Annotated in this window: 6 protein-coding genes and 2 pseudogenes; 2 read left to right on the top strand and 6 right to left on the bottom strand. The window is 58.5% G+C overall.

What is annotated here, in order from left to right; translation table 11 throughout:
* Positions 1-115 precede the first annotated feature (115 nt).
* The 5 genes and pseudogenes from M1B34_RS01585 to M1B34_RS01605 all read right to left on the bottom strand — a co-directional run bounded on the left by M1B34_RS01585 (position 116) and on the right by M1B34_RS01605 (position 7,342).
* The gene (locus M1B34_RS01585; protein ID WP_268264270.1) at positions 116-988 is read right to left on the bottom strand and encodes a hypothetical protein; all 873 of its coding nucleotides are present in this window, start codon (positions 986-988) and stop codon (positions 116-118) included.
* Positions 989-1,035: 47 nt separating this feature from the next.
* Positions 1,036-3,165 (bottom strand): TonB-dependent siderophore receptor, encoded by a 2,130-nt coding sequence (locus M1B34_RS01590; protein ID WP_268264271.1) that lies wholly within the window; start codon positions 3,163-3,165, stop codon positions 1,036-1,038.
* 298 nt (positions 3,166-3,463) lie between these two features.
* On the bottom strand, positions 3,464-4,315 hold the full coding sequence (locus tag M1B34_RS01595) for an AraC family transcriptional regulator (protein ID WP_268264272.1): 852 nt from the start codon (positions 4,313-4,315) through the stop codon (positions 3,464-3,466).
* 683 nt (positions 4,316-4,998) lie between these two features.
* Positions 4,999-6,276 carry a tyrosine-type recombinase/integrase gene (locus M1B34_RS01600; protein ID WP_268264273.1) on the bottom strand — a complete coding sequence of 426 codons (1,278 nt, stop codon included), beginning with the start codon at positions 6,274-6,276 and terminating at the stop codon, positions 4,999-5,001.
* A 154-nt stretch (positions 6,277-6,430) separates the two neighbouring features.
* A pseudogene (locus M1B34_RS01605) lies at positions 6,431-7,342 on the bottom strand (LysR family transcriptional regulator).
* Positions 7,343-7,610: 268 nt separating this feature from the next.
* On the opposite strand from M1B34_RS01605, the gene M1B34_RS01610 reads away from it, so the two are divergent.
* Both M1B34_RS01610 and pgm read left to right on the top strand, forming a co-directional pair.
* On the top strand, positions 7,611-8,633 hold the full coding sequence (locus M1B34_RS01610; RefSeq protein ID WP_123333232.1) for a zinc-dependent alcohol dehydrogenase family protein: 1,023 nt from the start codon (positions 7,611-7,613) through the stop codon (positions 8,631-8,633).
* A gap of 252 nt (positions 8,634-8,885) precedes the next feature.
* A pseudogene (gene pgm, locus M1B34_RS01615) lies at positions 8,886-10,525 on the top strand (phosphoglucomutase (alpha-D-glucose-1,6-bisphosphate-dependent)).
* 65 nt (positions 10,526-10,590) lie between these two features.
* On the opposite strand, the gene M1B34_RS01620 reads toward pgm, so the two are convergent.
* Positions 10,591-11,286 carry a pirin family protein gene (locus M1B34_RS01620; RefSeq protein ID WP_268264274.1) on the bottom strand — a complete coding sequence of 232 codons (696 nt, stop codon included), beginning with the start codon at positions 11,284-11,286 and terminating at the stop codon, positions 10,591-10,593.
* Between the last annotated feature and the right edge of the window lie 45 nt (positions 11,287-11,331).

Here is an 11,331-nt window from a genome sequence, read left to right on the forward strand (position 1 = left end):
TTTTTAGGTTGGAGATCGCGCTTGGATCACGCGCAGTTCATGCAGAACGCGCTCGCCTGAAAAGGCGTGAGCACAGGCTGCTCCGCGCGATCGAAAGGATTTGATACGCGCCTGCTCAGTGCTTGAAGGTGTTGCCGTCAGCTGCAGATGAGGTTTGCCTGGCTAGCAGCCCTTCTGCGATGTCCATAGCCTCTTCACGAGAGGCCGCCAACAGCAAGGGGTAGCCCCAGAACTTGCTGAACACAATGGCGAAGGCCTTGAAACCCAGCCGTTTTGCGGCGCTGGGTTCAACAATAATCATCGCTAGAACCAGCTTGCGAAGTTCGGCTTTGTGCTTTTTCATCCAGAGCGCTGTGCGCTTCTTCTCTTCAGGCGCGTGCTCATGGCCTTCGGTCGGTGGGGTATCGCTAAGGAGCACGAACGGTTCCCCGCGTTTGAGATTGGCGTCGAATTCATCGAAGTCCTTCTGCGAATCCTGTCCGGGGTTTTGCCCAAAACTCATCCAAACGAAAGGAAATTGCGAACTATTCATCGACATGATGCGTTCCTTTTTGCTTGAGTTGGCGCCAAGTAGCCACGACGCGCACACGCCGGGAAGGGTTATGAAGAAAAGCGCCGAGAAAGCGATGTGCCCACCATCGCGCAGCCCGTCGAACACGCCAGTAAAACTGTTCACGAAAACCAGAAGGCCACCAAGGATTAGCACAGTCCACTGGGATCGGATGGTTCCGATCAACGCGAGCAAGACAGTGAGGATCCAGCAGCCGTAGAAGATAGAAAACATCCACAGTGCGCCGGCGTCGAAGGTGATCGCGGGCGTCGTGCCGTTCGCCTTCACGTAGTCGTTCACATAGGAAAAGGACTGGAGCGTCACAAACAGCACAGCGCCGACGGCAGTCGTCAACCAGAATAACGCGGGCCTGTTCTTATGGTGGCTCACGATCGCGCCTTGGAAGGCGGCTTTCGTATTTTGGGGAGGAGAAGACATGTTAGATCCTTGCTCATTAACGAAGGCAGTTGACGGGGGTAGCTGGACTAGTACTTGACGCTGACCGTTGCCATCACATTGCGAGGATCTCCATACAACATCTGATTGAAGAAGCCGTTCATGACGGTGTATTTCTTGTCGAACAGGTTGTTGACGTTGACGGCCAGTTCAATGTTGTCCGTGGCGGCATAGCGCGCCATTAGCGACGCCAGCGCGTAGGGCTTCTGCTCGGCAGTGACCGCGCCGCTGGGGCTGGTGGCGGACTGGTAAAAGCGGCTTTGCCAAGAAACTCCGCCGCCCACTGTCAGTTTGTTCCATGCCCCGGGAAGCCGGTAGGTAGTGAACAGCCGCGCTGTCGTGCGTGGTAATTGGCTGCTTAGCCTCGTATCCGACGAATCGGATCCGGTGAAGTGAGACACTCCGGCGTAGAGATTCCAGTACGGCATCAACTCGCCCTGCACGTCCACGTCGATTCCACGAGACTTGGTCCCGCTAGCGCCGTAATAGGCCTGGGTGCCATCGGAAAGGATCTGCCCCGCATCGATCTGGCCCAGGTTATCCAATCGTGTCTCGAACAACGAAACCGACGCATTCAGACGCCCGTCAAGATATTCGCCCTTCAGGCCAATCTCTTTGTTCCTGCCCGTCGTGGGTTTGAGCACGTTGCCATCTCGATCGCGATAGGTCTGCGGATTGAAGATCTCTGTGTAGCTCGCGTAGACCGAGTAGGTGCCGTTGATGTCGTAGATCAGCCCAGCATAAGGTGTGAACTCACCGTTTTTTTTGTAATGGAATTGTGCGCCGTCGGTGTCCTGATCAATCTCGTAGTTGCTGAACCGTCCGCCGATGATGAGCTTCAATGGATCGGCCAGTGAGAAGCGCGCCGCGCTATAGATGCCGCTTTGCTTGGTCGTGATGTTGGTTGGCGTGTAGCCCGCTGCGGCGAAATCCAGTTCAGGATAATTACCACGCCAGTCATAGATGCTGCCCAGTGGGGTGCGCCCAAAGACAAAACCGGTGCTGTCCTGGTTGGATGTTCGCTTCGATCCCATGACACCCACCACCAGTTCGTGTCGGCGATCGAAAAGCTGGAATGGACCGGATGCCATTGCGTCAAAGCTGTTTTGACGTGTATCGGTCTTGCTCGCCAGCCCCACCGGAAACAGGCCCTGGCCGGTTACGCGATCCGGGTAGCCGGAGCCGCTGAACAGCTTCGCGTCTGAGTCGGTCTCCTGATGCGTGAACACAGCGCGTACTGTCCAGTCATTGTCGAAATGGTGCTCAATACTGGAAAAGGTCGTCTTCAACGAGTTGTCCCAGCCGCTCCAGTCGGCGGCCAAGGACTTCGAGCGCGACCAGTTGGCTCGGGAGCCGTCACTGAACCAAATCGGCATGCCACCCCAGGTCGTGCCATCGGCCCGGATGTCCTGGTAGTCGTAGCCTAAGCTGAAGGTCGTGTCCGGCGTGAGGTCCGCCTCGATGACGCCGTAGAAGGCATCTTTTTTCTGCTGATAGCGATCCAGGTAGGAATGTCGGTCGTGCTGGACGCCCACCAGTCGTGCACGAATACGGCCGTCTTCGGTCAGCGGCGTGGATAGATCGGCGACGCCCCGGTAGTTGTCCCAGGAGCCGGCGCTGACAGATGCGGAGGCTGAAAACTCGCGGGTCGGGCGCTTGCGCACCAGGTTCACCGACGCAGATGGATTGCCCGCGCCGGTCAGCAGGCCGGTGGCGCCGCGTACGATCTCGATGCGGTCGTAGAACGCAGTATCCAGGAAGCTCGTTCCCTCAAAATATGATGTCGGGATGCCGTCGAACTGGAAGCTGTCAATCTGAAAGCCCCGTGAATAGAAGCTCACCCGTTCGGTGTCGTTGGTTCTTGAGGAGATCCCGGTACTGTTTTCCAGCACGTCCTTGACAGAGTTCAGTTGCTGGTCGTCCATCCGCTGGCGGGTTATGACCGTCACCGATTGTGGCGTTTCACGCAACGACAGAGGCAGACGGGTCGCAGCCGCGCTTTGACCTGTGGTGTAGGACCTCGTGCCTTCAGTCGTAGATTCATCGCTTCGGCCCGTCACCGTGAGTTCCGGCAACGTCATTGTCTCTTGAGCCGCTGCTGTGCCGTCCGAGCCTTGGACCTCTTTTGATTCTTGGGCAAATGCGCCCTGAGCGCTCATTAAAATTACCGTCGCAATTGCCGAGCTCAGTATGGAACTTGGCGCGCTCTTCCACGGTTCTTTGCACGCCCTGGCCGAAAAAGCGTGTACAGCCTGAGGTGCAAGCCTGGAGGCTTGGCAACGGAACTCATAAGTCGTAAAAAAAATCGGCATCAAACAATACTCATTTGTATTTAGATGCAATATTTAACGATGAATGCCGTAATCACGATGGCGAAGTTAAGCCAATTTATTATTCATTCAGGCCATTTTTTTGATGGGCGACTTTCGACTCTCCCAGGCTGCTAATCCATTCCGGTCAAGGCGATTTTTGATCGGAAAGGACAATGCCGCGCAAGGCCGCACTGTCCGTGTCGGTAGTTCTCTCGGATAGGTACCTTGCTGGCGGCTTTCCTACCGCCTTTCGGAACATGGTGATGAATCCGCTGGGGTTTTCGTAGCCCAAATCCAAGGCTACCGCTTGCACGCTTTCACCGTCGGTTAGGCGTTGGAGTGCAAGGATCACGTGCAGCTGCCGACGCCAGCGTCCAAAGCTCATGCCGACCTCGGACATGAGAAGCCTGCTCATACTCCGCTCGCTCATGCCGATGCGAACAGCCCAGTTGCTCTTTGATGTTTTATCCGTGGGATCGATTAACAGCAATTCCGCGAGGTGGCGCAACCTTAGATCACGTGGCATCGGCAGGTGTAGGTCTTCCGCGGGAGCAGTCACCAACTCATCCAGCAATGTGGCAACGAGCCGATCCTCGCGACCCCCGAGTGCGTACAACTCGGGAAGGCCAGCCACCCTCAATAGCAGTTCACGTAGCAATGGCGACACCGAAATCGTGCAGCATTTTTCCAGCAGATCCGATGTGGCATCGGGCTCTACGAACAAGCAATAACATTCAGTTTCACCCGAGCCCCATACAGAGTGAGGCAAATCTCCTGGTATCCATACAGCGCATTGCGGCGGCACAATCCAAACGCCGTCTTCTACCTCGCAATTGAGCACGCCTCGGACGGAGTAGAGCAGTTGTGCTTTACGATGCCGATGCGTCGCATGTTCCCAGTTCTCTGCTACGGCGGCGGCTCTAAGAGCTACAATAGGACGGGGCACGTTGTCGAAATCCCTGGTTTCGGTCTGATCAGCGATGCAGATGCTTGCCATAACGTTAATGGAGCTCCAATGAGGCTTAACTTTGGCCTAAATGAATAATATTATGATTAAGTTGCGCAATGGTATCTAGTCCTCGTATGGGGATTGTGCGATGGCTTGCTCCTGCTTGAGGCAAAACTCGGCACGCTTGCTCGTTTTCCTTTACGGCTGGCGTTAGGCTGCCCAGCTACGCTGGTCGTTGGCGCTGCGACGCATGTCGGCCATTGGCGTTTGTTGTTCTAGCTGTGGTGTTGCCATGGAAATGGGCGATGTTGTAGCTGCTATTCGGTTGGGGCTGGCTCGCCTTCGGCCTGTCGCCGGGCTTTGAAGTCGGTATGCTAAAGAACGCTCAACGCGGAATGCCGCGCGCGGTGGACCCCGCCTATAGGAAAAAAATTGCGGCTTATAACCTTGGCATCACGGTGTGCGAGATGCGGGGTGGCAGTCTTGTCATCAAGGAGAGTAGGGCGATAACGCAACGGGCAGGCGTAGCGGTTGAATTGCTGGCGCAAGCGCCGTTGCGGCGATTGATATGCAGGAAAGCTCAATCTGCCCATGAAGCGCACCTCACAGGAGAATGACATGCTGGCTATCAATCTCATCCGCGCTACAAGCGTCGGAAGGAGGCATTGGGGGACTATGTGACTACTGTTCATATCGCGCGAGGCCAGCCTATAGGTGACGGGTTGTCTGGATTATTGTGTCGCGCAAAGAGTTATTAGCGCAGCGTTTTGCCGTAATTGATCTAAATAGTCAGCCCATTGTTGAGCCGCTTCCCTGCGCTGCGCCAGCAATTGGGCGCGCGCGTAGACAGCCCCAAGAGCCCCCGGCATCCGATGAGATAAAGACAGTTCGAGCACGATTGGATCAATACCCAAGTGCTCATGGGCAATGGTCCGATAGGTAGCGCGAAAGCCATGCGCGGTGATGTTGTACTCAGGCCAAATACGCTGAAAGGACTTGAGCATTGAGGTCGGGTTTATGGGACGTCCCGGATAGACCTGCGAGACGAACACCCAGCCCTTGCCCTCTGCATCCACTACGCGTGTTTTAAGTAACTCGCGCAATAAGATAAGGGCTTGCTCGGGCAGCGGCACGATGTGTTTGCTCTTGTCGAGATGCTTGGTCTTGCTCACCACATAACGCCAATCGGCGCCGACCAGGTCGACGTCTTCCCAGCGCATCTGTACGAGTTCGCCAGGGCGGACCGGCAACATCACCAGCAGACGCATCGCGGTGGCAACGCTGCCGTCGTTGCAGTCATCCAGGCGTAGAAGAAACCTACCCAGGTCCGCAGGCCTTTCGATCGCTGGGTTGCTGGTCACGACATGGCGAATTTTCAACTCCTCAATGTTACTAAGCGCCACATTGCGTTCCACCCATCCGCGACCCTCGGCAAAGCCCAGGACGGCACGGATGATGGTACGCACGCGCCGGGCCATGGCCATGGTGCGCTGGCGGCGCAACTCCGTAATGATCGTGGTGATGTGCTCCAGCTTGATCTCGCTAACCGGTTTTTTACCAATCGCGGGCAAGATGTGGTTGTTCAGCGCTCCGTTAAACCCCGAGATGGATTTGGTCACCAGTTCGGCCGACTTGAATGACAACCATTGCTCGGCCACGTACGCGAAGGTGCGCTCTTCATTGAGCAACTGTGCCTCGATTTTTGCGGTCTTGGCCTTGAGCGGGGCGGTGTGATTAGCCACGTCGCGCCGCGCGCCGCGAGCAATGTCGCGAGCCTCCTTCAGGCCGATATCGGGGTAAGCGCCGATCGAGAAGCGGTTTTCCTTGCCATGCAGCCGATACTTCAAGCGCCAGAACTTGGAAGGGGATTTGCCGGCCTTGCTCGACGCCCTCACCTCCAAGTAGAGACCAGGGACTTCGCCGTCAGCGTGTTTGCCGGGTTCGGTCAGCGAGCGGATCAAGGCATCGCTGAGTTTTCTTTTGAAAACAACCGCATTATCTGGGGGCATCGGTGGGGGCATCCTTTTTTAAGGAACCGAAATTTGCCCCCAATTATGCCCCCATGAGTTCTGGAATCCATTGGATTTAGACAGGCGGCAGTAGACTGATATTAAAAATAAGTTGTTGTTATATAACAGCTTTATGGAATTTAGTGGAATTCCATTACAGACTATCGGGTCCCGAAGAACATCTGAATCCGCGACCGCAACCAACGTTCCCCTGGGTCATTATCCTGAGAGCCGCGCCAGGCCATGTGCAGTTCGAAACTGCGCACTGGCAATGGCGGGTCTTCGGCGCGGACGCGCCGGCGGCGGTGAGGGCGTCGGCGGTGTAGTCCGGGACGGTGGCGAGGATGTCGGTGCCTGCGAGCAGGGTGCTCAAGCCGTTGAACTGGGGCACTGCCAGGACCACGTGGCGCTTGCGTCCGAGTTTTTCCAGTTCCTCGTCGATAAACCCGCTCAAGTCCCCGGCGAACGACACCAGGGCATGGGGGCGGGCGCAGAAGTCGTCCAGGCTCAGGGCGCCGGGTACGGTGTCGGCGCGCAGCAGTTTGGGCTGGCTCATGCGCAGCAGTTTGCGCTTGGCGTTGGCCGGCAGGTCGGCGGTGTAACTGACGCCAATGGAGATCTCACCCGAGGCCAGCAGGGCCGGCATCAACAGGTAGTTGGCCCGGCGTATCACCAGGACGATGCCCGGTGCTTCGGCTCGCAGGCGCTTGAGCAGCATGGGCAGCAGGGCGAACTCGACATCATCGGACAGGCCGATGCGGAACACGGCGGTGCTGGTGGCCGGGTCGAATTCAGCGGCGCGGCTCACGGCGGTGGAAATCGAATCCAGGGCCGGGGAGAGCAGCGCGAAGATTTCCACCGCCCGGGCCGAGGGCTCCATGCTGCGCCCGGTACGCACGAACAACGGGTCGTCGAACAGGTTGCGCAGGCGTGACAGCGCCGCACTGATGGCCGGCTGGCCGAGGAACAATTTCTCGGCGGCGCGGGTCACACTGCGCTCATGCATCAGCGTTTCGAACACGATCAGCAGATTCAGGTCGACACGACGCAGGTCATTACGATTCATCTGGAGTCCTGGCAGAGTCAGCGAACTTGACGGGAACGACCATATGGGAACAATGGCCGGCGTGAATCTTACGGGCAAAGGCTGGTACTCTGCACCGGCTAATTATTTTTCCTGAGCCCGCTGCTTTGCTCTAGCCCTTATATATGCGGGCGTTCAAGGCCAGCGGAATCAATGACAGGCATGTCGACTATTAATAGCCACTGATGGTCTTGCTCAGAAACCCCAGATAGAGTTCAGCGCATTAGAGGTTACTTTGACGAGGTTTGCGATGTCCCGCACGATCCGTTTTCACAAGTTTGGTCCGGCCGAGGTGCTCAAATGCGAAGAGCATGCGGCCGCTTTGCCTGCGCCAGGCGAAGTGCAGGTACGAGTCGAAGCGATTGGCATCAGTTGGTACGACGTGCTCTGGCGTCAGAATCTGGCGTCGTCCCATGCACGTTTGCCGTCAGGCCTTGGGCATGAAATGGCCGGTGTGGTCACCGCGGTAGGTGACGGTATCGAAGATTTGGCCGTGGGTGACAAGGTCGCCAGTTTTCCGGCTGAGAGCCCCAATGATTACCCCGTCTATGGCGAGCAGATTCTCCTGCCCCGTTCGGCATTGACCCGTTACCCAGACGTCCTCAGCCCCATCGAAGCCAGCGTGCATTACACGCCGCTGCTGATTGCTTACTTCGCCTACGTCGATCTGGCGCGGGTCAAGCCCGGGCAGTTTGCCCTGGTCACCGACGCCAGCCATTGCGCCGGCCCATCGTTTGTCCAGTTGGGCAAGGCTTTGGGTGTGCGGGTGATTGCGGCCACCAAGACTGCTGAAGAGCGTGAGTATCTGCTGTCCCTGGGGGCCGAGAAGGTCATCGTCACCGAGGAGCAGGACTTGCTGATGCAAATCAACAAGCTCACTGACAACCGTGGCGTGGACGTGGTGTTCGACGGCCTGGGCGGCCCGCAGATGTCCATGCTCGGCGATGTGCTGGCGCCCCGTGGCAGCCTGGTGTTGTACGGCTTGCAGGGCGGCAACCAGACGCCGTTTCCGGCCTGTGCAGCGTTCCAGAAGAACATCCAGTTCTTCGTGCACTGCATCGGCAACTTCACCGGCAAGCCGGAGCTGGGCATCATCCAGGACCAGGTGGCGCTGCAACGGGCCCTGCGTGACATCAACCAGTTGACCGCTGACCGTGTGTTGGTGCCGCTGAAGACCCGGGTCTTCCCCTTCGGCGAATTTGTCGAAGCCCACCGTTACATGGACGAGTGTCCTTGCCGTGAGCGGGTGGCGTTGCTGGTCGATCCGGCCTGACCCCAGAGCCAGGGTTCGTTCCCCACGAATCCTGGCTTTTTGTTTATACCTGCCGTTGTTCTGTTCCTGTCTTTTCCATCAGCATCGACCTGCCGCGCAGCACCCGCCTGGCGGTTGAGACGTGTCTGCAGATCAGCCTTTTCGCATGCAGTAATTCTCTTGGAGGAGGGCGGATAGATCCCATCGCGCTACGGTCAAAGTGCCAGTAAACTGCGCAGCATTCCCGAACCATCCTTTCTCCAGAGGTTTTGCATGACTCTCAGTCCTTTTGCGGGCAAACCGGCACCGGCTGAATTGTTGGTCGATATCCCGCGACTGGTGACGGCCTATTACACCGGCCAACCCGACGCCTCGGTGTCGACCCAGCGCGTCGCCTTTGGCACCTCCGGGCACCGTGGCAGCTCGTTCGATCTGAGTTTCAACGAATGGCACGTCCTGGCTATCAGCCAGGCCATCTGCCTGTATCGCGAATCCCAGGGTATAAACGGCCCGTTGTTTGTCGGCATCGACACCCATGCACTGTCTACCCCGGCGGGCGCCAGCGCCCTGGAAGTGCTGGCGGCCAATGGCGTGACGGTGATGATCGCCACCGGTGATGAATACACCCCGACGCCAGCTATCTCCCACGCCATTATTGGCTACAACCGCGGCCGCACGTCGGGCCTGGCGGACGGGATTGTCATTACCCCGTCCCACAACCCGCCACAAAGCGGCGGCTACAAGTACAACCCCACCAACGGTGGCCCGGCCGACACCCACATCACCAAGTGGATCGAAGCTAAGGCCAACGAACTGCTGGCGGCCAAGCTGGCCGGGGTCAAGCGCATCAGCTACGAGCAAGCGCTGAAAGCCGACACCACTCACCGTCATGACTACCTCAACACCTACGTGGCCGACCTGATCAACGTGATCGATCTGGACGCCATTCGTAACGCCAAGCTGCGCCTGGGCGTGGACCCGCTGGGTGGCGCGGGCGTGCGCTACTGGTCGGCAATTGCCGAGCATTACCGCCTGGACCTGGAAGTGGTCAACAAGGAGGTCGATGCGACCTTCCGCTTCATGTCCGTGGATTGGGATGGGCAGATCCGCATGGACCCATCCTCCAGCTACGCCATGCAGGGCCTCATCGGCCTGAAGCAGCGTTTCGACGTTGCCTTTGCCTGCGACCCGGACCATGACCGCCACGGCATCGTCACGCCGTCCGGTGGCCTGTTGGCACCGAACAATTACCTGGCCGTGTCCATCGATTACCTGTTCCAGAACCGTCCGCAGTGGCGCGCGGACGCGGCCGTCGGCAAGACCGTGGTCAGCAGCGGCCTGATCGATCGGGTGGCAGCGCGCCTGGGCCGTCGCCTGTACGAAGTGCCGGTGGGCTTCAAGTGGTTTGCCGACGGTCTGTTCGACGGCTCCCTGGGCTTTGGCGGTGAAGAAAGCGCCGGCGCGTCCTTCCTGCGCAAGGACGGCGGCGTCTGGAGCACCGACAAGGACGGCTTGATCCCGGCCTTGCTGGCGGCAGAAATGACCGCGCGCACCGGTCGCGACCCAAGCCAGGCCTATCGCGGCCTGTGTGACGAACTGGGCGAGCCGTTCTCGGTACGGGTGGACGCCAAGGCAACCCGCAGCAGAAAGCCCTGCTCAGCAAACTGTCGCCGGATCAGGTGACCTCGACTCAGTTGGCCGGCGAGAAGATCGAGGCCATCCTCAGCCACGCACCGGGCAACGACCAGGCAATTGGCGGCCTTAAAGTCATGACTCAGAACGGTTGGTTCGCGGCGCGTCCTTCGGGCACCGAGGACATCTACAAGATTTACGCCGAGAGCTTTATCGGTGACGACCACCTCAAGCAGCTGGTGCAGGAAGCCCAGACCTTGGTAGATGGCGCCATCAGTTGATCCGCAAGGCATGAAAAAGGGGCGACCAAGTGGTCGCCCCTTTTTTTTGCGCTGGTGCCCAGGCGTTAGGCCAGGTCTACCAGGACGATTTCACTGTCTTCCAGGGCCGTGACCCGCAACACGTGCTCATCCGCTACGGCAATGCCGTCTCGAGCTTGTGCACGCAAGCCATTGACTTCAATCGCCCCGGTGGCTGGCACCAGGTACGCGCGACGCCCGCTGTCCAGTGAGTACTCTGCCGACTCGCCAGCCTTCAGGTTAGCCGCCACCAACCGTGCATCGGCGCGAATACGCAGGCTCTGGTCGTCGCCGTCCTTGCCGCTGGCCAGGGTCACAAAACCCTCGCGCTGGCCTTTGGGGAAGGGTTTGGCGCCCCAGGACGGGGCTGCACCAGCCTGATTGGGGATGATCCAGATCTGGAAGATCTTGGTCGCTGCGTTTTCCAGGTTGTATTCGCTGTGGGCGATCCCGGTGCCGGCGCTCATCACCTGCACATCGCCGGCTTCGGTGCGGCCCTCGTTGCCCAGGTTGTCGCGGTGGGTAATGGCCCCCTCACGGACATACGTAATGATTTCCATGTCCCGGTGGGGGTGTTGGGGGAAGCCACTGCCGGGGGCGATCACGTCATCGTTCCAGACCCGCAGGTTGCCCCAGTTCATGCGTTTGGGGTCGTGGTACTCGGCGAACGAAAAGTGGTGATGGGCATCCAACCAGCCGTGGTGAGCGCCGCCCAGCGAGGCGAAAGGTCTGAGTTCAAGCATGGTCGTATCCTCTTGAGGGGGTGTCAGAGGGGGCGCGATGTTCGG

It is taken from the genome of Pseudomonas morbosilactucae, assembly GCF_023241715.1.
Taxonomy (GTDB): domain Bacteria; phylum Pseudomonadota; class Gammaproteobacteria; order Pseudomonadales; family Pseudomonadaceae; genus Aquipseudomonas; species Aquipseudomonas morbosilactucae.